Source organism: Actinoplanes sp. NPDC049265, from assembly GCF_043197135.1.
Classification (GTDB): domain Bacteria; phylum Actinomycetota; class Actinomycetes; order Mycobacteriales; family Micromonosporaceae; genus Actinoplanes.
Genome location: NZ_JBICSP010000007.1, coordinates 256,559 through 276,301, shown reverse-complemented (window position 1 = coordinate 276,301; position 19,743 = coordinate 256,559). Strand labels below are relative to the sequence as shown.

General features: G+C 70.4%; 23 protein-coding genes. 14 read left to right on the top strand and 9 right to left on the bottom strand.

All coding sequences use genetic code 11. The features are described 5' to 3' along the window. The 3 genes from tpiA (at position 1) to ACGFIO_RS19830 (ending at position 1,587) form a co-directional block, all read left to right on the top strand. The gene (gene tpiA, locus ACGFIO_RS19840) at positions 1–789 is read left to right on the top strand and encodes a triose-phosphate isomerase (RefSeq protein ID WP_392827727.1); all 789 of its coding nucleotides are present in this window, start codon (positions 1–3) and stop codon (positions 787–789) included. An 85-nt stretch (positions 790–874) separates the two neighbouring features. Next, positions 875–1,129 carry a preprotein translocase subunit SecG gene (gene secG / locus ACGFIO_RS19835; protein WP_392827726.1) on the top strand — a complete coding sequence of 85 codons (255 nt, stop codon included), beginning with the start codon at positions 875–877 and terminating at the stop codon, positions 1,127–1,129. Between the two features lie 113 nt (positions 1,130–1,242). Further along, positions 1,243–1,587 carry an RNA polymerase-binding protein RbpA gene (locus ACGFIO_RS19830; protein WP_392827725.1) on the top strand — a complete coding sequence of 115 codons (345 nt, stop codon included), beginning with the start codon at positions 1,243–1,245 and terminating at the stop codon, positions 1,585–1,587. Positions 1,588–1,854: 267 nt separating this feature from the next. Here ACGFIO_RS19830 and ACGFIO_RS19825 read toward each other — a convergent pair whose 3' ends face one another. Next, the gene (locus tag ACGFIO_RS19825) at positions 1,855–2,457 is read right to left on the bottom strand and encodes a GNAT family N-acetyltransferase (protein WP_392827818.1); all 603 of its coding nucleotides are present in this window, start codon (positions 2,455–2,457) and stop codon (positions 1,855–1,857) included. 129 nt (positions 2,458–2,586) lie between these two features. Between ACGFIO_RS19825 and ACGFIO_RS19820 the strand changes: the two genes are divergently transcribed. The 5 genes from ACGFIO_RS19820 (at position 2,587) to fliQ (ending at position 4,915) form a co-directional block, all read left to right on the top strand. Continuing rightward, positions 2,587–3,018 (top strand): hypothetical protein, encoded by a 432-nt coding sequence (locus ACGFIO_RS19820; RefSeq protein WP_392827724.1) that lies wholly within the window; start codon positions 2,587–2,589, stop codon positions 3,016–3,018. Between the two features lie 38 nt (positions 3,019–3,056). Continuing rightward, on the top strand, positions 3,057–3,698 hold the full coding sequence (locus tag ACGFIO_RS19815) for a SigE family RNA polymerase sigma factor (protein WP_392827723.1): 642 nt from the start codon (positions 3,057–3,059) through the stop codon (positions 3,696–3,698). Then, the gene (locus ACGFIO_RS19810; RefSeq protein ID WP_392827722.1) at positions 3,695–4,141 is read left to right on the top strand and encodes a hypothetical protein; all 447 of its coding nucleotides are present in this window, start codon (positions 3,695–3,697) and stop codon (positions 4,139–4,141) included. Before ACGFIO_RS19815 ends, ACGFIO_RS19810 begins: the two co-directional genes overlap by 4 nt. Positions 4,142–4,168: 27 nt before the next feature. After that, positions 4,169–4,582, top strand: a complete 414-nt coding sequence (locus ACGFIO_RS19805; protein ID WP_392827721.1) for a VOC family protein — start codon at positions 4,169–4,171, stop codon at positions 4,580–4,582. A 63-nt stretch (positions 4,583–4,645) separates the two neighbouring features. Beyond that, entirely contained in the window at positions 4,646–4,915 is a 270-nt protein-coding gene (gene fliQ / locus ACGFIO_RS19800) for a flagellar biosynthesis protein FliQ (RefSeq protein WP_392827720.1), read from the top strand. A 226-nt stretch (positions 4,916–5,141) separates the two neighbouring features. On the opposite strand, the gene pgl is transcribed toward fliQ, so the two are convergent. From pgl to tkt, 5 genes are all read right to left on the bottom strand, one after another. Further along, entirely contained in the window at positions 5,142–5,912 is a 771-nt protein-coding gene (gene pgl, locus ACGFIO_RS19795; protein ID WP_392827719.1) for a 6-phosphogluconolactonase, read from the bottom strand. Continuing rightward, a complete protein-coding gene (locus ACGFIO_RS19790) occupies positions 5,909–6,925 on the bottom strand; it encodes a glucose-6-phosphate dehydrogenase assembly protein OpcA (RefSeq protein WP_392827718.1) in 1,017 nt (338 codons plus the stop codon). Before ACGFIO_RS19790 ends, pgl begins: the two co-directional genes overlap by 4 nt. After that, complete coding sequence (gene zwf / locus ACGFIO_RS19785) at positions 6,922–8,439, bottom strand: glucose-6-phosphate dehydrogenase (RefSeq protein WP_392827717.1); 1,518 nt, start codon at positions 8,437–8,439, stop codon at positions 6,922–6,924. The genes ACGFIO_RS19790 and zwf overlap by 4 nt, the downstream gene beginning before the upstream one ends. 82 nt (positions 8,440–8,521) lie before the next feature. After that, a complete protein-coding gene (gene tal, locus ACGFIO_RS19780) occupies positions 8,522–9,625 on the bottom strand; it encodes a transaldolase (protein ID WP_392827716.1) in 1,104 nt (367 codons plus the stop codon). Between the two features lie 11 nt (positions 9,626–9,636). Next, positions 9,637–11,691 (bottom strand): transketolase, encoded by a 2,055-nt coding sequence (gene tkt / locus ACGFIO_RS19775; protein ID WP_392827817.1) that lies wholly within the window; start codon positions 11,689–11,691, stop codon positions 9,637–9,639. Positions 11,692–12,039: 348 nt separating this feature from the next. Between tkt and ACGFIO_RS19770 the strand changes: the two genes are divergently transcribed. From ACGFIO_RS19770 to ACGFIO_RS19760, 3 genes are all read left to right on the top strand, one after another. Further along, positions 12,040–13,014, top strand: a complete 975-nt coding sequence (locus tag ACGFIO_RS19770; protein WP_392827715.1) for a heme o synthase — start codon at positions 12,040–12,042, stop codon at positions 13,012–13,014. A gap of 175 nt (positions 13,015–13,189) precedes the next feature. Continuing rightward, the gene (locus ACGFIO_RS19765; RefSeq protein WP_392827714.1) at positions 13,190–13,483 is read left to right on the top strand and encodes a hypothetical protein; all 294 of its coding nucleotides are present in this window, start codon (positions 13,190–13,192) and stop codon (positions 13,481–13,483) included. Positions 13,484–13,496: 13 nt separating this feature from the next. After that, the gene (locus ACGFIO_RS19760) at positions 13,497–14,414 is read left to right on the top strand and encodes a RimK family alpha-L-glutamate ligase (protein ID WP_392827713.1); all 918 of its coding nucleotides are present in this window, start codon (positions 13,497–13,499) and stop codon (positions 14,412–14,414) included. Here ACGFIO_RS19760 and ACGFIO_RS19755 read toward each other — a convergent pair. Beyond that, the gene (locus tag ACGFIO_RS19755; RefSeq protein WP_392827712.1) at positions 14,401–14,595 is read right to left on the bottom strand and encodes a ferredoxin; all 195 of its coding nucleotides are present in this window, start codon (positions 14,593–14,595) and stop codon (positions 14,401–14,403) included. The two genes, ACGFIO_RS19760 and ACGFIO_RS19755, sit on opposite strands and share 14 nt — an antisense overlap. 11 nt (positions 14,596–14,606) lie before the next feature. After that, complete coding sequence (locus ACGFIO_RS19750) at positions 14,607–15,821, bottom strand: cytochrome P450 (RefSeq protein WP_392827711.1); 1,215 nt, start codon at positions 15,819–15,821, stop codon at positions 14,607–14,609. Positions 15,822–15,926: 105 nt separating this feature from the next. Here ACGFIO_RS19750 and ACGFIO_RS19745 point away from each other — a divergent pair, with 105 nt between their 5' ends. Beyond that, on the top strand, positions 15,927–16,601 hold the full coding sequence (locus ACGFIO_RS19745) for a TetR/AcrR family transcriptional regulator (protein ID WP_392827710.1): 675 nt from the start codon (positions 15,927–15,929) through the stop codon (positions 16,599–16,601). Here ACGFIO_RS19745 and ACGFIO_RS19740 read toward each other — a convergent pair. Beyond that, entirely contained in the window at positions 16,598–17,521 is a 924-nt protein-coding gene (locus ACGFIO_RS19740; RefSeq protein WP_392827709.1) for a heme A synthase, read from the bottom strand. The genes ACGFIO_RS19745 and ACGFIO_RS19740 overlap by 4 nt on opposite strands. 80 nt (positions 17,522–17,601) lie before the next feature. On the opposite strand from ACGFIO_RS19740, the gene ACGFIO_RS19735 reads away from it, so the two are divergent. Both ACGFIO_RS19735 and sufB read left to right on the top strand, forming a co-directional pair. Beyond that, positions 17,602–18,324 (top strand): helix-turn-helix transcriptional regulator, encoded by a 723-nt coding sequence (locus tag ACGFIO_RS19735; protein WP_392827708.1) that lies wholly within the window; start codon positions 17,602–17,604, stop codon positions 18,322–18,324. Next, positions 18,321–19,742, top strand: a complete 1,422-nt coding sequence (gene sufB / locus ACGFIO_RS19730) for a Fe-S cluster assembly protein SufB (RefSeq protein WP_392827707.1) — start codon at positions 18,321–18,323, stop codon at positions 19,740–19,742. The genes ACGFIO_RS19735 and sufB overlap by 4 nt, the downstream gene beginning before the upstream one ends. The last annotated feature ends 1 nt before the right edge of the window (position 19,743 follow it).

Genomic DNA, 19,743 nt, shown 5'->3' with positions numbered 1-19,743 from the left:
ATGGCTGAGACCCGCCGGCCGATCATGGCCGGTAACTGGAAGATGAACCTCAACCACTTCGAGGCCATCGCCCTGGTCCAGAAGCTCGCGTTCAGCCTGAACGAGGAGCAGCTGGCCGAGGTCGAGGTCGCGGTGCTGCCGCCGTTCACCGACTTGCGCAGCGTGCAGACCTCGGTGGACGGGGACAAGGTCCAGATCGTGTACGGCGCGCAGGACCTGTCGCCGCACGCCAAGGGCGCGTACACCGGGGACATCTCGGGCGCGATGCTGGCCAAGCTCGGCTGCACGTACGTGGTGGTCGGGCACAGCGAGCGCCGGCAGTACCACAACGAGGACGACGCCCTGGTCAACGCCAAGATCAAGGCGGCCTTCGCGGCCGGGCTCACGCCGATCTTCTGTGTCGGCGAGGGCCTGGACATCCGCGAGGCCGGCGACCAGGTCGCGCACGTGCTCGGCCAGGTCGACGCCGGCCTCGACGGGCTCAAGGCCGAGCAGATCAAACAGACCGTGATCGCGTACGAGCCGGTGTGGGCGATCGGCACCGGCAAGACGGCGACCCCCGAGGACGCGCAGGAGGTGTGTGGCGCCATCCGGGGCCGCATCACCGAGGCGCACGGCGCGGAGATCGGCGACGCGGTCCGCATCCAGTACGGCGGCTCGGTCAAGGCGCAGAACATCGCCGCGATCATGGCCAAGCCGGACGTCGACGGTGCTCTCGTCGGTGGCGCCAGCCTGGACGCGGAGGAGTTCGCGTCGATCTGCCGCTTCAAGGAGCACGTGGCTCGCTGAGTACACCCGGCCGCCCACCGTGGCGGCCGGGCGTTCCGCTATTGTTGTGGCGCTGTCGTGCCCTTTGAGAGGACTGACCCCGGCCATGCCAACCTGGTTCGCGTACACGATGATCGGGTTGCTCGTCCTGACGAGCGTCCTGCTGACCCTGCTGATCCTGTTGCACCGTGGCAAGGGCGGCGGCATGTCCAGCATGTTCGGCGGCGGTGTCACCTCGAGCCTGGCCGGTTCCTCGGTAGCCGAGAAAAACCTGGACCGCTACACGGTGCTGGTCGGCGTCATCTGGTTTGCCTGCATCGTCGGCCTCGGCCTGTGGCTCAAGGTCCACCAGGCGGGCTGAGTCCAGTCCTTCATATCAAGGTCTCGGAGTCGTAGACTCTGCCGCGCGGTCCGGTCACACCGGGTCGCGCGGTTCGTTTCGCGCCCTTTCCAGCTCCTGACAGGAGTTCTTCCGTGTCCAGTGGCAGCGCCATCCGTGGCAGCCGCGTCGGGTCCAGCCCGATGCGCCCCGACGAGCGCAGTGAGCCAGCCCCGCGCCGGGACGTGACCTACTTCTGCGCCGCCGGGCACGACTCGATCATCAAGTTCGCGGCCGAGGCCGTGGAACCCGAGGTGTGGGACTGCCCGCGCTGTGGACAGCCGGCCGGCCTCGACCGCCAGAACCCGCCCGGGCGCATGCGCAACGAACCGTACAAGTCCCACCTGGCGTATGTGAAGGAGCGCCGCTCGGACGCCGACGGTGAGGCGATCCTGGCCGAGGCGCTGGCCAAGGTGCGTCAGCGCCGGGGCGAGTTCTAGACCGTTTCCGCGGTCCGCCTGTCGCGCGGACCGTTCCGCTTTCGCGCGCCGCGCGGACCGCCTTCCGCGTGGTCCGTGCCGCGCCTTCCGCGTGCCATGCGGGATCGCTTTCCGCGTGCCGCGTTTTCCGCGTGCCATGCTTTCCGCGTGCCATGCGGGACCGCTTTCCGCGTGCCGTGCCTTCCGCGTGCCATGCGGGACCGCTTTCCGCGTGCCGTGCCTTCCGCGTGCCGTCTGCCGGGTGTCCGCTTCGCCCGGGGGCGGGCTTCAGATCTCGGTTCCGCGTACGAGGAACAGGGCGCCCGTGTCGGCGACCGGCATCTCGGTGAAGCCGAGCCGGTCGTAAAAGGCACGGGCACCCTTGTTGTCGTGCGCCATGCCGAGGTGGACCCGTTCCACGCCGGCGTCCCGCAGCCCGCGCAGGAACGCCTCCATCAGGCCGCGTCCGAAACCCCGCCCCTGCCACTCCGGCAGCAGGTCGATGTGCAGATGGGCGGGGTAGCCGGCGAGCTCGGGCGTGAGCATGCGCTCCGGGTCGAGGGCCAGGACCAGCCAGAAGTCGCTGCGGTTGACCGGCGGGTCGTTCGGGGCCGGATAGCGCGTCCTGATCAGTGGCACCCACTCCTCGCGGAACCGGCGGACGAACGCCGGCGTGTCGGCGGTGCCGAGGACGTAGCCGACCGCGTTGCCCTCCCCGTCGTCCAGGATGTGGGCGTGCTCCGGTTCGAACGTCACGTACGGCGCCGCAAAGATGTCACCGACCAGACGGTCGTCGATCGTGGTGCCACGTGCGTCGCCGCCGCTGTTCGCGGTGCGGACGCAGATGTCGTAGACGGCGTCGAGGTCGGACGGGCGGTAGGAGCGGATCATCGGCTGCACGTGGCTAGTTTAGAGAGCGCTCTCAGGGTGGTGTGGATCACAGTCTGGGAGCCAACCGATTTTCCGGTGAAGCGTCCGTCCAGGCGTAAGGAACTTTCCTCTATCGCTTGGAGTGGCTTGATGGGACGCATGCGTACGGTGGTGCTGGTTTCGGCGGCTGTGGTGGCCGGGCTGGGCGGCGCGACCGCGGTCGCGCTCGCGGCGAACGCCGACGACGCGCCGCGACCGGTTCCCGCCCAATCGCCGGCTCACCCGGCCGCATCGCCGGCGGCCGCCTCTCCCGCCGCGGCACCGGCCGAGTCACCGGCGGCGCGCCCGGCACCCCATGACCGGAAGGGCCGGCCGGCCGCGGCCCCGGCGCCTCGTCCGGCGACGTCTCCCGGCGCCCGACCGGCTGCCTCGCCCGGCGCCGCCCCGGCGGCGTCCCCGGGTGCCCGTCCGGCCCGTCCGGCGGCGTCCCCCGGTGCCGGACCGGCCGTTTCCCCGGGGGCCCGGCCGGCACCGGTCAGCCCGAAACACGAGGCGACGCCGCGGCCGTCGCACAAGCGCTGACCTGGCGCTGGTCGGATAACGTCGCCGGTCTGGACGCGATGACTCTGCTTTCCTCGGTGCCGCCCGTCCCCTGGTGGGGCGGGCGGTTGCTGCGCATGTTCAGGTCGCTGACCGGCGGGGGCGCCGCGGCCGGGCCGGGGCGTCGCGTCGCCGACGAGCGCTGGCCGGCCGCCGGGCCGCCGGTCGCCGTGGGCGCGGGCGGGATCGACGAGCTGTATCGCACCCGGCGGCTCGCCCTGGTGCGCCTGGCCGTGCTCATGGTCGACGACCTGAGCACGGCCGAAGACCTCGTACAGGAGGCGTTCACGAAGCTGTGGCGGCGGCACGGGGCGGAACTGCGGGACCTCGACGATCCGAACGCCTACCTGACCACGGCCGTGCTCAACGGCGCCCGGTCGGCGTTGCGGCGGCGGAAGGTGGCCCGGGCCTACGTGCTGCCCCGGGCCGGCGTGGAACCCGCGGCCGAGGACCTGGCGCTGCTGGGCCAGGCCGATCGCGAGGTGCTGGCGGCGCTCGGGCGGCTGACCACCCGGCAGCGGCAGGTGGTGGTGCTGCGCTACTGGTCCGAGCTGTCCGAACAGGAGATCGCGGACGCCCTGCGGGTGTCCCGGGGCACGGTGAAATCGACGGCCAGCCGGGCGCTGACCATTCTGCGTGGGGCGCTGGAGGGACGGCGATGAGCGACGACCTGGAGGTGCGGCTGCGGCAGGCGCTCGGCGCGCGGGCCGGTCAGATCACGGCCGACCGGTTGCGGCCGGCCGAGGTTCCGCGGGGCGTGAAGCGGGTACGGGCCTGGGCCATCCCGGCGGTGGCGGGCGCCGCGGCGATGGCGGTGCTTTTCGCCGTACTCCTGATCCGGCAGCCGGACCGGCCACCGTCGCAACCCGCGGTCCCGCCGACCGGCCCCGCCTCGATCGCGCCCTTACCCACGGCCCCACCCCCGGCCCCGGCGAAGCCCTCGGCGCGCCCGGGCGCGGACAGCCCGGCGCCCGGCCGGAGCCCCCGCGCGCCCAAGGGGGAGGGGCCGGCGGCACCCGGCCGCACCCCGCGCCCCGGAGACCCCGCGGCCACCCCGGCCGGTCCACGGGCCGCTCCCGCGGATTCGCCGCCCCCGACCCCCTGACCGGGCTTCACCTGGCACGATGACCCCGTGAAGTGGACGCTCGAGGTTGTTGTGGTGCCCGTGACGGATATCGACCGGGCCAAGGAGTTCTACGCCGGGAAGCTCGGCTTCCACCTCGATCACGACGTGTCGTTCGGCGAGGGGCAGCGGATCGTGCAGCTGACACCGCCCGGCTCGGGGTGCTCGGTGGTGATCGGCCGGGGCGCGGTGCCGGAGATGCCACCGGGGTCGCTCAAGGGCCTGCAGCTGGTCGTGCCGGACATCCGGCAGGCGCACGCCGAACTGGTCGAACGCGGGGTCGACGTCACCGACGTGCAGGTGCTCGGCACGAACCCGGGCCCGGTCCCGGACGAGCTGGACAACGTGGGGTTCGTGTTCTTCAGCGATCCGGACGGCAACAGCTGGGGCGTGCAGCAGATCAGCTCGCGGGCCGGCAACTGACCGGCAACCGGCACGCCCCCGGTTCGCACTCCCGGAATCCTCAAGTCCGGCGAACTGATCGGCATGACCGACACGCAGATCGTTGAGCTGGGCCTGCACGCGATGACCGTCGCCGCCAAGATGTGCGCGCCGATCCTGCTGACCGCGCTGCTCATCGGGTTCGCGATCTCGCTGTTCCAGTCGGTGACGCAGATCCAGGAAGCGACGCTGTCGTTCGTGCCCAAGGCGATCGGCGTGGGCGTGGCCATTCTGTTCTCGGGCAACTGGATGCTGCACGAGATGATCACGTACACCCAGCAGCTGTTCGAGCGGATTCCGGCGCTGCTGGGCTAGGAGCCCGCTTCCGGCCGAGTGGAGATCATCCACTCACTTTCGCCCCAACGGCACGATGGCCTCGCCGGGCCACCCGATCTACGGCCAGGGCATGTCCTCGGCCTCGCCGCACGCCTCGGGCCTGGACCTCATCCTGCGCTCGGAGCACGATCAGGACGCGGCGGCCCGGCACTTCTCCGAAATGAGAAACGACTCCGGCGCCGCGGCACCGGAGTCGCTCACGATGTCACCGCAGGCTGCGGGCCGTGGCCGGGACGTTCGCGGCGGCGGCCCGGTCGAGCAGCCACAGGGTCCGTTCGGTGCCCGACACACCCGCCGCCGGCACCTGCCGGGGGCCGGCGCCCTCGACGGCCATGCCGACCGGTGCGGCCTTGTCCGGTCCGGAGGCGATCAGCCAGACCTCCTCGGCCGTGTTGATCGTGGGCATGGTGAGGGTGATGCGGGTGGGCGGGGGCTTGGGGCTGTTGTGTACGGCCGCCGTCGTACCCGTCTCGTACCCCACCGGGTGCTCGGGGAAGATCGACGCCACGTGACCGTCCTCGCCGACGCCGAGCATCAGCACGTCGATGTGCGGCAGCTCGGAACTCCCGGGCTTGGCCGCGGCGGCCAGCTCCCGCGCGTACCGGTCGGCGGCCGCCTCCGCGTCGTCGCCGTCGGGACCGTCCGACGGCGGCATCGCGTGAATCCGGGCCGGTTCCAGCGGCAACGCGTCGAGCAGCGCCGCCCGGGCCTGCGTCTCGTTGCGGTCGGGGTCGCCGGACGGCAGGAACCGCTCGTCACCCCACCACAGGTCGACGTGCGACCAGTCGATCGCGTCCGAGGCCGGCAGCTCCTTGACCGACTGCAGGACCTTCTTGGCGATGCGGCCGCCGGTGAGCACCACGCTCGCCCAGCCGCGCTCGGCCTGCGCGTCGATGATCTTCACGACCAGCCGGGCCGCCACGGCCGACGCCAGGATGTCGGCGTCGGGTACGACCACCACCACGGTTTCGCTCATGCCGCGGTGCCGCCCGGCCCGGCCATCGCGCCGGTGGTGTCGCCGGCCCGTGCGGCCAGGGCCGGGTCCTTCCAGACGTGTACGCGCGACGGCTGCTTGTGGTCGAGCCCGGTCAGCCCGGCCATCGCCCCCAGCGCCTCGCCGTAGATCTGGTCCGGGTCGAGCCGGCGTAGCTCCTCGGCGAGCTCGTCACCGACCGGCCGCTTCGGCAGCGGCATGTAGCGGTCCTCCTGGCCGGTCCGGCTGAACAGCGCCGTCCCCTCCTCACGGGTGACCGACACCTTGTCGCCGTTGGCGCACTCCAGCTGCACCGAGTGCATGCGCGGCGCGCGGTCGGTCGGCTCCCACACCGGCTCGATGCCGAGGCGGGACTGGAGCCAGCCCTTCATCAGCGCGGCCGTCGGGTCGCTGGGTGGCGCCACGATGGTCGCGCCGGTGACCCGCTCCTCGGTGGTGTCGAACGCGCCCGCCACCAGGGTCCGCCAGAGCGTGATCCTGGTCCAGGTCAGGTCGGTGTCGCCCGGCGCGTAGTCGACCGCCCGCTGGCGCAGGGCCGCGACCGGGTCGGTGGCCAGCGCGGCGTCGGTGATCCGGCGGTCGGCCACCACCCCGAGGAAGTCGTTGGCGATGAGTTCCGGCGGCGTCTCGTGCCACCAGGTCACCACCGGCACGTCCGGGGCCAGCAGCGGCATGACCACCGACTCGGCGTGCAGCGCGAGCCGGCCGTACATGCGCATCACGACCGCCTCGGCCGGGCCGAGCCGGCCACCGACGACGATCTCGGCGTCCAGGCGGCTGCGGCCCTCCAGGTCGGAGCGGACGACGATGAGCAGGCGGCAGGGGTGCGCGGCGGCGGCGATGGTGGCGGCCGCCTCGGCCTCGCGTACCTGCTTCTCCTCGACCACCGCGATCAGCGTCAGCGCCAGGCCGGACGCGACACCGCCCGCGCTGCGGCGTTCGGCCGCGAGCGCCTTGACGACCTCGTTACCGGTGGTGTCCCACAGCCCGATCATGCCCGCCTCCAAGAACGACCCTCGCGGGCCAGCAACTCGTCCGCCGCACGCGGTCCCCACTCGCCGGCCCGGTACGGTTCCGGCTTGGTGGTCGCCCACCCCTCCTCGAGCGGGTCGATGACCCGCCAGGACTGCTCGACCTCGGCCGCGTCCGGGAACAGGGTCCGGTCGCCGACCAGCACGTCGAGGACCAGGCGTTCGTACGCCTCCGGGCTCGACTCGGTGAACGCCGCGCCGTACTGGAAGTCCATCGCGATGTCGCGGACCTCCATCGTGGTGCCCGGCACCTTGGAGCCGAACTTGAGCACCACTCCCTCGTCCGGCTGCACCCGCACGACCAGCTGGTTGTGGCCCAGCATCTCGACGTCGGCCGGGTCGAAGGGCAGGTGCGGGGCGCGCTTGAAGAGGATCGCGATCTCGGTCACCCGGCGCGGCATGCGCTTGCCCACGCGTACGTAGAACGGGACGCCCGCCCACCGCCGGTTCTGGATGCCCAGCCGCACCGCCACGTAGGTCTCCGTGGTCGAGTCGGCCGGGATGTTCTTTTCCTCCAGGTAGCCGACCGCGCGCTCGCCGGCCACCCAGCCCTGGAGGTATTGCCCGCGCACCGAGCCCTGCTCGATGTCCTCGGGCAGGCTGATCGCCTTGAGGACCTTGAGCTTTTCCGCGCGTACCTCATTGGGGTCGAAGCTCGTCGGTTCTTCCATGCCGACCAGCGCGAGCAGCTGCAGCAGGTGATTTTGCAGCACGTCACGGGCGGCCCCGGAGGCGTCGTAGAAGGCGGCCCGCGTGCCGATGCCGACGTCCTCGGCCATCGTGATCTGCACCGAGTCGACGTACTTGGAGTTCCACACCGGCTCGAACAGGCTGTTGGCGAAGCGCAGGGCCATGATGTTCTGGACTGTCTCTTTGCCCAGGTAGTGGTCGATGCGGTAGACGTCCTCGGGGGTGAAGACCTCGTCGACCAGCTGGTTCAGCGAGAGCGCGCTCTGCAGGTCGTTGCCGAACGGCTTCTCGACGACGACCCGGCGCCAGCCGCCGGACTTCGCGTTGTCGGCCATCCCGGTGCGGTTGAGCTGGTTGAGCACCAGCGGGAACGCGGCCGGCGGGATGGAGAAGTAGAAGGCGGCGTTGCCCGGGATGCCGTTGCGTTCGCGCAGGTCGTCCAGGGTGGCCGCGAGGTGGTCGAAGGCCGCGTCGTCGTCGAACGAGCCCGGTACGAACTGGAACTGGCTGGCCAGGCGCGTCCAGACGTCCTCGCGCCAGGTGGTCCGGGCGCCCTTCTTGGCCGCCTCGTAGGCCAGGGATTCGAACTCGCCCTCACCCCAGTCGCGCCGGGCGAAGCCCAGGACCACGAAGCCGGGCGGCAGGAGGCCGCGGTTGGCGAGGTCGTAGACGGCCGGGATGAGCTTCTTACGGGAAAGGTCACCGGTGACTCCGAAGATCACCAGAGCGCAGGGCTCCGGGATCCGGGGAAGCCGACGGTCCTGTGCGGTACGCAGCGGATTGCCCACGGGATCATCCTGCCAAAAGTCGCTGGGTTACGCGGGGGGAAGCCGCCGCGGGTCAGGTACCCGCGGCGGCTTCCGTCGAACGTCAGGCGCTCTCGAGCGACTTCTTCATGTTCTCGGCCAGCTCGGCCCAGCTCGCCTCGAACTTCTCCACGCCCTCGTTCTCGAGCGTGAGGAAGACGTCGGTCATGTCGACGCCGGCCGCGGCCACGTCGTCCATCACCTTCTGGGCCTGGGCGTACACGCCGGTGACGGTGTCGCCGCGAGTCTCGCCGTGGTCCTCGTAGGCCTTGATGACCGACTCGGGCATGGTGTTGACCACGCCGGGGGCGACGAGCTCCTCGACGTAGATGGTGTCCTTGTAATCCGGGTTCTTGGTGCCGGTGGACGCCCACAGCGGGCGTTGCGGCTTGGCGCCGGCGTCGGCCAGGGCCTGCCAGCGGTCGCTGCCGAAGACCTCGGCGTACGCCTGGTAGGCGAGCTGGGCGTTGGCCACCGCGGCCTTGCCCCGCAGCGCCTTGGCCTCGTCGCTGCCGATCTTGTCGAGACGCTTGTCGATCTCGGTGTCCACCCGGGACACGAAGAACGACGCCACCGAGCCGATCTTGCTCAGGTCGTGGCCGTTGGCCTTGGCCTGCTCGATGCCGGCCAGGAACGCGTCCATGACCAGCCTGTAGCGCTCGATCGAGAAGATCAGCGTGACGTTGACGCTGATGCCCTGGGCCAGGGTGGCCGTGATCGCGGGCAGACCGGCCTGGGTGGCCGGGATCTTGATGTACAGGTTGGGCCGGTCGACCAGCCACCACAGCGTCTTGGCCTCGGCGTTGGTCTTTTCCGTGTCGTGGGCCGAGCGCGGGTCGACCTCGATCGAGACCCGGCCGTCGACGCCGTCCGAGGCGTCGTACGCCGGCCGCATGACGTCGCACGCCCAGCGCACGTCGTACGAGGTCAGCAGCCGCACCGCCTCCTCGACGGTGACCTTCTGCTTGCGCAGATCACGCAGCTGCTCGTCGTACGCGTCGGCGTCGGACAGCGCCTTGGCGAAGATCGTCGGGTTCGTGGTCACACCGACCACGTGCTGCTCGGTCCGCATCTTGTCCAGCGAGCCGGACTGCAGGCGTACCCGGGAGAGATCGTCGAGCCACACCGCGACACCCGCGGCGGAGAGCTCAGCCAGTCTGTCGGTCATCTCGCGACTCCTCAGTTACCGGTCGTGTGACCGGTGATCTCGCCGACCTTGGCGAGGGCGGCGTTGGCCTTGGCCACCACGTTGTCCGCGGTGAAACCGAACTGCTCGAACAGGATCTTGGCGGGCGCGCTGGCGCCGTAGTGCTCGATGCTGACCGCCTCGCCGGCTTCGCCCAGGATGCGGTCCCAGCTCATCCGGATCCCGGCCTCCACGGTTACGCGAGCCTTGACGCCGCGGGGCAGGACCTGCTGCTGGTAGGCCGTGTCCTGCTCGAAGAACCACTCCTGGCAGGGCATCGACACGACCCGGGTGGGTGTGCCGGCCGCCTCCAGGCGTTCCTGCGCGGTCAGCGCGATGGCGACCTCGGAGCCGGTGGCGATCAGGATCACCTGGGGCGAGCCGCCGGACGCCTCGGACAGGACGTACCCGCCCTTGAGGGTGCCCTCGGCGCTGGCGTACTTCGAACGGTCGACGGTCGGCAGGTTTTGCCGGCTCAGCGCCAGCGCGGTCGGCCGGTCGTTGTGCTCCAGCGCACCGCGCCAGGCCCAGGCGGTCTCGTTGGCGTCGGCCGGGCGGACCACGTCGAGCCCGTGGATGGCGCGCAGCGCGGTCAGGTGCTCGATCGGCTGGTGGGTCGGGCCGTCCTCGCCGAGGCCGATCGAGTCGTGCGTCCACACGTACACGACGCCGACCTTCATCAGCGCCGACAGCCGGACGGCGCCGCGCATGTAGTCACTGAAGACCAGGAAGGTGCCGCCGTACGGGCGGGTGCCGCCGTGCACCGCGATGCCGTTCAGCACCGCGCCCATGCCGTGCTCGCGGATGCCGAAGTGCAGCGTGCGGCCGTATTCATTACCCGGGAAGGCCTTGGTCGCGTACTCGGCCGGGATGAACGACGGCTCGCCCTTCATCGTGGTGTTGTTGGACTCGGCCAGGTCGGCCGAACCGCCCCACAGCTCGGGCAGCACCGGGGCCAGCGCCTCCAGCACCTTGCCGGACGCGGCCCGGGTGGCCAGGCCCTTCTCGTCGGCCGGGAACTCGGGAAGCGACTTCTCCCAGCCCTCGGGCAGCTTGCGCGCGTCGAGCCGGGCGAACAGCTTGCTCGCGTCGTCGTTGGCCGAGGACCAGCTGTCGAACGCCTTCTGCCACTCGGCGTGCGCCTCCTGGCCACGGGTCTTGACCTGGCGGGCGTGCTCGATGACCTCGGCGGCCACGGCGAACGTCTTTTCCGGGTCGAAGCCCAGCACCCGCTTGGTCGCGGCCACCTCGTCGGCGCCCAGGGCCGAGCCGTGGATCTTGCCGGTGTTCTGCTTGTTCGGCGCGGGCCAGCCGATGATGGTGCGCAGCGCGATGAACGACGGCCGGTCGGTAACCGCCTTGGCCGCCTGGATCGCCGCCCAGAGCGCCTCGACGTCCTCGTGGTAGTCGCCCTTGCCGGGGTCGCCGGTGCGCCAGTCGACGGTCTGGACGTGCCAGCCGTACGCCTCGTAGCGGGCCGCCACGTCCTCGTTCTTGGCGATCCGGGTGTCGTCCTCGATGGAGATCTCGTTGTCGTCGTAGATCACCGTGAGGTTGCCCAGCTTCTGCACCGCGGCGATGGCGCTGGCCTCGTGGCTCACGCCCTCCTCGATGTCGCCGTCCGAGCAGATCGCGAAGATGTTGTGGTCGAACGGCGACTCGCCGGGCTCGCCGGTGGGGTCGTACAGGCCGCGCTCGCGCCGGGTGGCCATCGCCATCCCGACCGCGTTGCCGATGCCCTGACCGAGCGGGCCGGTGGTGACCTCGACGCCGGGGGTGTGCCCGTACTCCGGGTGGCCCGGGGTCAGCGAGTCCCACTGCCGCAGCGCGGCCAGGTCGTCAAGTTCGAGGCCGTAGCCGGAGAGGTAGAGCTGAATGTAGAGGGTGAGGCTGGAGTGACCACAGGAGAGCACGAACCGGTCGCGGCCGGCCCACGTCGGGTCACTCGGATCGTGCCGCAGGACGCGGTTGAACAGCAGGTAGGCGACCGGGGCAAGGCTCATGGCGGTGCCGGGGTGGCCGTTGCCGGACTTCTCGACGGCGTCCATGGCCAGGACCCGCACGGTGTCCACCGCGCGCTTGTCGAGGTCGGACCAATTCAGCTCTGGGGACTTGGCAGCCACGTCGGTGTGCTCCTGAACATGGTGAGCGGATGCATCTCTTATCAGAACTCTATGAAGTTGACCCTATCCATTACCGGTAAACCCCCGCCCGGGGAACGCCACAGGCCCATACGCTGAGAGCGGACAGAGGGGTTCAAACATGTGATGCCTTGCATCTACGACGGGTCGTCGGAGGAGCGCTCCAGGCTGCGCGTAGTCTGTCCGAGCGTGCCGCCGGATCGACCCCGGCCACGGCCGTGAATCTCTTGTGCCGATGCCGGAAGGTGGCTGTCCGTGAGCATGATCACCGAGCGTCCCGTCCAGGGGCGGCCGACCGGCTTGAGAGCCGGCTCGGCCGACGTCGGGGAGGGGGCGGCGGCCAAGCGCGACTTCCGGGCCGTCATCGGTGCGTACGTGGCTCTGACCAAGCCGCGCATCGTCGAACTGCTGCTGATCACCACCATCCCGGCCATGATGCTCGCCGCCGGTGGGCTGCCCGACCTTGGCGTGATGGCGATCGTGCTGGTCGGCGGGGCCTTGGCCGCCGGTGCGGCCAGCGCCCTCAACTGCTACATCGACCGGGACATCGACCAGCTGATGCGCCGGACCAAGCGGCGCCCGCTGCCGGCCCACAGCGTGACACCGCGGGCGGTGCTGATTTTCGGGTTCACCCTCGCGGTGATCTCGGTCGCCCTGATGGCGGTGTTCACCAACTGGCTGGCGACGGTGCTGACGGCCGCGGCCATCTTCTACTACGACGTTGTCTACACGCTGTGGCTCAAGCGCCGGACCTCGCAGAACACCTTCTGGGGCGGTGTCTGCGGCGCCGCACCGGTGATCATCGGCTGGGCCGCGGTGACCGGCGGTGTCGCCCCGATGGGCTGGGCCCTGTTCGCAGTTGTCTTCTTCTGGCAGATGCCGCATTTCTACGCGTTGGCCATCAAGTACAAGGACGACTATGCCCGGGCGGGCATTCCGATGCTGCCCGTGGTCCGGTCGGCGGCCCGCGTCAACCGCGAGATCCTGCTGTTCACGGTGCTGACCGTGGCCGCCTCGGTGGCCGCCTGGCCGTTGGGCGCGGCGATCGGACTGGGCCCGATCTACGGCGCCGCGGCTCTGGTCACCGGCGGGCTGTTCCTCGCCGAGGCGGTGCTCCTGGTGCGCCGCTCGCGGGCCGGGCAGCCGCTACGCCCCATGCGCCTGTTCCACTGGTCCACCACTTACCTGACCATTCTGTTCATCGCGGTCGCCGTCGACGCCCTGGTGTGATGTCTGATTTGCCCGACAATGCGGGTACGTCCTTCGGTGGAACTGTGTCGGGGTGCAATTCGGACAAAATCGGTATGAAACAATGCGCTGAACGTTCAAACCCGCAGGTAATTGGCATCACAATTACCGGGCATGTCTGCTTGCCCCGGTCAGAAGTCTGCCTACTCTTCGGTTCATGGCAGAAGGTTCCGATACGAGTCTGACCGCCGGCATCAAGTCGTTCGCCGGCGAGCACGGTGGGGCGAAGGCGGTCATCGAGTACGTCGGCAAGAAGGGCGCGCGCATCGTCCTGGTCGGCGACGACGGCGAGTGGTCCGACCAGTTCGCCGGCAGCACCGACGTGGCTCGCAAGGCGTGTGACGCGGCGGGCGTCGAGGTGGAGAACGAGTGGGAGCGCGAGCTGATGGAGCAGATGCGCCCCAGCAACGACCTGTGGCGTTCGATGTCGCGGCGGAGCATGGCTCGCTGATCTGATACCAGGCATGACCCGAGAAGACATTCACGGAGCGGCCCGGGACGGGTCCCGGGTCGCTCTCGTCACCTGTGCGATCTTTCCCGACCTGTACGAAGACGAATTCCCGCTGCGGGACGCGCTCCGCGCCCGCGGGGTGACCGTGGAGTCCCCGCTCTGGGACGACCCGGCCACCGACTGGGCCGCGTACGACCTGGCCGTCCTGCGCAGCACCTGGGACTACCCGGCCCGCCGGGAGGAGTTCGTGGCCTGGGCGCACACCGTGCCCGCCCTGGCCAACCCGGCCGGCGTGGTCGAGTGGAACACCGACAAGCACTACCTGCGCGAGCTCGCCGCGGCCGGGGTGCCGGTGACGCCCACGACGTTCGTCGAGCCCGGGGAGAGCTGGACGCCGGTATCCACCGGCGAGTGGGTGGTCAAGCCCACGATCAGCGCCGGCAGCCGGGACACCGGGCGATACTCGTTCCCGGCCGAGGCCGGGCTGGCCGTCGAGCATGTCGCGCGGCTGCACGAGGCCGGGCGTACGGCGATGGTCCAGCCCTTCCTGGCCGCGGTGGACGGGGTCGGCGAGACGGCCCTGCTCTACACCCCGGGCCCGGACGGCGGCGCCCTCGGCTTCAGCCACGCCATCCGCAAGGGCCCGCTGCTCAGCGGACCCGACCGGGGCGACAAGCAGGCCGAGTACAACGAGGAGATCAGCCCGCGTACGCCCGGCGAGGCCGAACTGGCCGTGGGGGAGCGGGTGGTGGCGGCGCTGCCGGCCGGCCTGCTCTACGCCCGGGTCGATCTGATCCCGGGGCCGGACGGCGCGCCGCTGCTGGTCGAGGTCGAGCTGACCGAGCCGTCGCTGTTCTGGACCCACGCCGACGGCTCGGCCGAGCGGATGGCCGACGCCATCGTCGCCCGTCTGAAGCTCACTCCTCGATGATCGACAACGCCTGGGACGGGCAGATCAGGACCGCGTCCCGGGCGTGCTCGGCCGCCTCGCCCTCGGGCCGGTCGGTGAGCAGGGTGACGATGCCGTCGTCGTCCTGGTCGAAGACCGCCGGGTCGGTCAGCACGCACTGACCGGCGCCTACGCAGACATCGGTGTCCGCCTTTATCCGCATGGTGGCTCCTCTCACCAGATGACCGGCAGCTCGTGCACGCCGTAGATCGACGCGTCGGTCTTGTACCGGACCTGGTCGGCCGGTTCGGCCAGCCGGAGTCCCGGGATCCGCCGGAACAGCGTGTCGAACACGATCTGCAGCTCGAGACGGGCCAGGTTCTGGCCGAGGCACTGATGTGGCCCGTACCCGAAGGCTATGTGGTTGCGGGCACGGCGGTCGATGTCGAGCTCGCCCGGGGCCGGGAAGACCTCCGGGTCCCAGTTGGCCGACAGCCCGGAGACGATGACACCCTCGTCGGCCCGGATGCGTACGCCGCCGATCTCGACATCCTCGGTCGCCACCCGGGAGGTCGCCGTCTCGACGATGCTGAAGTAGCGCAGCAGTTCCTCGACGGCCAGCGGGGTCAGCCCCGGGTCGGCCTTGATCCGGGCCAGCTGATCGGGATTGTCGAGCATCGCCACGACGCCCAGCGAGATCATGTTCGCGGTCGTCTCGTGGCCGGCCGCCAGCAGCAGGAACGCCATGCTGACGAGGCTCGGGCGGTCGAGCGGGCCGTCCTGCCGGCGCAGCGCGATCTGGCGGCTGAACAGGTCGTCGCCGGGCTCGGCCTCCTTCCGCGCGATCAGCTCGCCCAGGTAGCCGCGCAGCTCGGCCTGGGCCTGGGCGCGTTCCTCGGGCGGGGTACTGCGCTGGACGATCTTCGAGGTGCGGCTCTGGAAGAAGTCGTGGTCGTCGTACGGCACGCCGAGCATCTCGCAGATCACCAGCGACGGCACCGGCAGGGAGAGCGCCTGGACCAGGTCGACCGGTCGTTCCGGGGCGGCCAGCATGTCGTCGAGGAAGCCGTCGACGATCTGCTGGATGCGGGGTTGCAGAGCGGCCAGCCGCTTGACCGTGAACTCGCTGATCAGGGCGCGGCGCTCGGCCGCGTGCTCGGCGCCGTCCATGCCGATCATGGACGGCGCCTGGTCCCGGAAACGCTCACGGATCGACCGGTCGATGCCGGGGAACGGAAAGCCGGCCCGGCGGCGGTCGGAGGAGAACCGGCCGTCGACGAGCACCGCCCGGCCCTCGGCGTGCCGGGTCACCCACCAGGCCTCGTCCCCGCCCTGGAGCGCGACCTTGCTGATCGGCGCCTGCTCGCGGAGCTCGCTGTACTCGGCGGGTTCGGCGAACGGGCAGCGCCGCGCGACCGGGAAGGACTCGGTTTCCGTCACGATGATCACCCCATGGATTATCCGGATGAATTTCTTCCGCTTGCGGTCGAGGGTAGCCAACCGGAGGACATTCGTCCACACACGACGGAAGTCGGTCATGCCATACTCCGGCCCGTGGAACAACCGACGTCGGCCTCGCTCCGCGCCGACGCCCGGCGCAACCGGGAGCAGATCATCGACGCCGCGCGCACGATGTTCCTGCGGATGGGCGTCGACGTGCCGATGGACGAGATCGCCCGGGCCGCCGGGGTGGGCATCGGCACGCTGTACCGGCGCTTCCCCGACCGGGCCGAGCTGATCAAGGCGGTCAGCCGGGACAGCCTGCACGAGATGGCCGAGGTCGCCCGGGGGCTGGAACGGGACGAACCGGACCCGACGGTCGCCCTGCGCGATCTGTTGCGTACCTTTCGCGACCGCTACCTGGTCATCGTCATGACCGCGGTGTCGGCCCACGCGTTCGAGACGCTCAAGGACACCCCGGCCGTGATCGAGGACCGCGACGAGCTGCTCGTCGTGGTCGGCCGGCTGTTGCGTCGCTGTCAGGAGCAGGGCACGGTACGGCCGGACGTCGCTCCCGGCGACCTGATCCTGGCCGTGGCGGCGATTTCACGCCTGATCCCGGCCCCCGGCGACGAGCTCGGCGCGATGGTCTTCGACCGGCTGTTCGCCCTGGTGATGGACGCGTTCCGGGTCGGCTCCCCGGCGGCGCTGCCCGGGCGGCCGGTCGATTACCCGGACGTCACCCAGCTGCGCCAGCACGGCGGGCTGGCCGGGTTCGGCCGTGCCTAGGCCGCGCTGGTGGCCCGGACCGGCTCGGCGGCCGGCGCGGCCGGCGCCGGGGCCGGGCTCGCGCTGAGCGAGCGGACCACGGCCAGCGTGGCCAGCCACACCAGCACCGCGCCGAACATGTGCGCGCCGACCAGCAGCACCGGCAGGTGCGTGAAGTACTGCACGAAGCCGATCAGCCCCTGGCCCAGCTCGACCAGGACGAGCACGCCGGCCGCCCGGGCCGCGGTCGCCGGTGCGTCGGCCGCGCGCAGGGCGAACCACAGGGCCACCGACAGGCCGATCAGCAGGAAGACCAGATCGGCGTGGGCCTGCGAGATGTTCGTCGGGTCGAAGCCGTTGCGCGGGGTCTCGGCGTCGCCGGCGTGCGGGCCACTGCCGGTGACGACCACGCCGGCCAGGATCACCGCCGCGCTCACCACGGCCAGAACCCGGGCCAGGGTGAGCAGCGGAGCGGGCACGACCGGCACGCGGGCGGCGTCCGGCTCGGTGGTGCGCTTCCACAACACGTACGCCCCGGCCGTCATCGCCATCGAGATCACGAAGTGCGCGCCCACGATCCACGGGTTGAGCCCGGTCAGCACCGTGATGCCGCCGACCACCCCCTGAGCCACCACGCCGAGCCCGAGCACGAAACTCAGCCGAGCCTGCGCGCGGCGGCGCGGCTTCTCCAGCAGGGCAGCGATGAACGTGGCCAGGGCGACCAGCCCGATCAGCACGCCGAGCAGCCGGTTGCCGAACTCGATCGCGCCGTGCACCCCCATCGCGGACGTCGTCGTGTAGGACCCGTCGGTGCACTTGGGCCAGGTGGGGCAGCCGAGACCGGACCCGGTCAGCCGGACGGCGCCGCCGGTCACCACCAGCTGCGCGTTCAGGATCAGCGACGCGAGTGCCAGGGGACGCAAGGGGAGACGAACGGTCACCAGCCGGATCGTACGCGGGTGTTCTGGATCACCGGCGACGCGGTTTGCGGCGGCCCGCCGAAATACGTAACGTTGGCGTAGTGAAAAACGAGGTGCTGATCCGGAGCAACGCGGTGGCGAGCGCCGCCGCGCCGGACGGACGCACCCGTGACCGGGTCGCCCAGCTGCTGCTGGAGCGGGGCGCGGCCACCGCGGCCGAGCTCGGCGCCCAGCTCGGGCTGAGCTCGGCGGCGATCCGCAAACACCTCGACGCGATGCTGGCCGACCAGCTGGTCGAGGCCCGCGAGAGCCGCAGCCTGGCCCCCCGGGGCCGGGGCCGCCCGGCCAAGACGTTCGTGCTCACCGCCGCCGCCCGCGAGGCGTTCCCGCACTTCTACGACGGTCTGGCCACGGCCGCCCTGCGCTGGATCGCCGACCAATGCGGACCGGAAGCGGTCACCGCCTTCGCCGCCACCCAGGTCGCCGCGCTCGAGGACCGCTGCCGGACGGCTCTCGCCGAGGCCGGGGACGATCCCATCGCGCGGGCCGAGGCGCTCGCCGAGGCGCTGACCGCGGAGGGCTACGCTGCCAACGCGACCACGATCGCGACCGGCGGCCAGCTGTGCCAGCACCACTGCCCGGTGGCGCACGTGGCCGCCGAGTTTCCCCAGCTGTGCGACGCCGAGACCGCGGTCATCCAGCGGCTCGTCGGCTCCCACGTGCAGCGTCTCGCCACCATCGCGCACGGTGACGGAGTGTGCACCACGCACATCCCGGGCCCTTCGCGTGAGCAAGTACCAACCACGGTTAGGACGGATAGATGACCGACCAGATCGTCACTCAGGAAGAGCACCTCGCCGCCCTGGGCAAGTACGAATACGGCTGGGCCGACGCCGACACCGCGGGCGCCACGGCGCAGCGGGGTCTGTCCGAGGCCGTGGTGCGCAACATCTCCGGGCTCAAGAACGAACCGCAGTGGATGCTCGACCTGCGGCTCAAGGGCCTGCGCCTGTTCGACCGCAAGCCGATGCCCAACTGGGGCGCCGACCTCACCGGCATCGACTTCCAGAACATCAAGTACTTCGTGCGCTCCACCGAGAAGCAGGCCGCCAGCTGGGACGACCTGCCCGCCGACATCAAGAGCACGTACGACAAGCTGGGCATCCCCGAGGCGGAGAAGCAGCGCCTCGTGTCCGGGGTGGCGGCGCAGTACGAGTCCGAGGTCGTCTACCACAAGATCCGTGAGGACCTCGAGGAGCAGGGCGTCCTGTTCCTCGACACCGACACGGCCCTGCGGGAGCACGAGGACATCTTCAAGGAGTACTTCGGCACGGTGATCCCGGTCGGCGACAACAAGTTCGCCGCTCTGAACACCTCCGTCTGGTCCGGCGGCTCGTTCATCTACGTGCCGAAGGGCGTGCACGTCGACATCCCGCTGCAGGCCTACTTCCGGATCAACACGGAGAACATGGGCCAGTTCGAGCGGACGCTGATCATCGTCGACGAGGGCGCCTACGTGCACTACGTCGAGGGCTGCACCGCGCCGATCTACTCGTCCGACTCGCTGCACTCCGCGGTCGTCGAGATCATCGTCAAGAAGAACGCCCGCTGCCGGTACACGACCATCCAGAACTGGTCCAACAACGTCTACAACCTGGTCACCAAGCGCGCCACCTGCGAGGAGGGCGCGACCATGGAGTGGGTCGACGGCAACATCGGCTCCAAGGTGACGATGAAGTACCCCGCCGTCTACATGACCGGCGCACACGCCAAGGGTGAGGTGCTCTCGGTCGCGATGGCCGGCGAGGGCCAGCACCAGGACGCCGGCGCCAAGATGGTGCACGCCGCGCCCCACACGTCGTCGACGATCATCTCGAAGTCGATCGCCCGGGGCGGTGGCCGCACCTCGTACCGCGGTCTGGTGCAGGTGCTGGACGGGTCGCACCACAGCAAGAGCACGGTCAAGTGCGACGCGCTGCTGGTCGACACGATCTCGCGATCGGACACGTACCCGTACGTGGACATCCGCGAGGACGACGTGAACATGGGCCACGAGGCGACCGTCTCCAAGGTCAGCGAGGACCAGCTCTTCTACCTGATGAGCCGGGGCCTGACCGAGGACGAGGCGATGGCGATGATCGTCCGTGGCTTTATCGAGCCCATCGCGAAGGAACTCCCCATGGAGTACGCGTTGGAGCTGAACCGCCTGATCGAACTCCAGATGGAAGGGGCAGTGGGCTAAC

Bases quoted from the DNA above. Each gene is read 5' to 3' on its own strand.
- tpiA (WP_392827727.1), top strand. From the start codon at position 1: ATGGCTGAGACCCGCCGGCCGATCATGGCCGGTAACTGGAAGATGAAC.
- secG (WP_392827726.1), top strand. From the start codon at position 875: ATGCCAACCTGGTTCGCGTACACGATGATCGGGTTGCTCGTCCTGACG.
- ACGFIO_RS19825 (WP_392827818.1), bottom strand. From the start codon at position 2,457: ATGATCCGCTCCTACCGCCCGTCCGACCTCGACGCCGTCTACGACATC.
- ACGFIO_RS19820 (WP_392827724.1), top strand. From the start codon at position 2,587: ATGGGACGCATGCGTACGGTGGTGCTGGTTTCGGCGGCTGTGGTGGCC.
- ACGFIO_RS19815 (WP_392827723.1), top strand. From the start codon at position 3,057: ATGACTCTGCTTTCCTCGGTGCCGCCCGTCCCCTGGTGGGGCGGGCGG.
- ACGFIO_RS19810 (WP_392827722.1), top strand. From the start codon at position 3,695: ATGAGCGACGACCTGGAGGTGCGGCTGCGGCAGGCGCTCGGCGCGCGG.
- fliQ (WP_392827720.1), top strand. From the start codon at position 4,646: ATGACCGACACGCAGATCGTTGAGCTGGGCCTGCACGCGATGACCGTC.
- pgl (WP_392827719.1), bottom strand. From the start codon at position 5,912: ATGAGCGAAACCGTGGTGGTGGTCGTACCCGACGCCGACATCCTGGCG.
- ACGFIO_RS19790 (WP_392827718.1), bottom strand. From the start codon at position 6,925: ATGATCGGGCTGTGGGACACCACCGGTAACGAGGTCGTCAAGGCGCTC.
- tal (WP_392827716.1), bottom strand. From the start codon at position 9,625: ATGACCGACAGACTGGCTGAGCTCTCCGCCGCGGGTGTCGCGGTGTGG.
- tkt (WP_392827817.1), bottom strand. From the start codon at position 11,691: ATGGACGCCGTCGAGAAGTCCGGCAACGGCCACCCCGGCACCGCCATG.
- ACGFIO_RS19765 (WP_392827714.1), top strand. From the start codon at position 13,190: ATGGCAGAAGGTTCCGATACGAGTCTGACCGCCGGCATCAAGTCGTTC.
- ACGFIO_RS19760 (WP_392827713.1), top strand. From the start codon at position 13,497: ATGACCCGAGAAGACATTCACGGAGCGGCCCGGGACGGGTCCCGGGTC.
- ACGFIO_RS19755 (WP_392827712.1), bottom strand. From the start codon at position 14,595: ATGCGGATAAAGGCGGACACCGATGTCTGCGTAGGCGCCGGTCAGTGC.
- sufB (WP_392827707.1), top strand. From the start codon at position 18,321: ATGACCGACCAGATCGTCACTCAGGAAGAGCACCTCGCCGCCCTGGGC.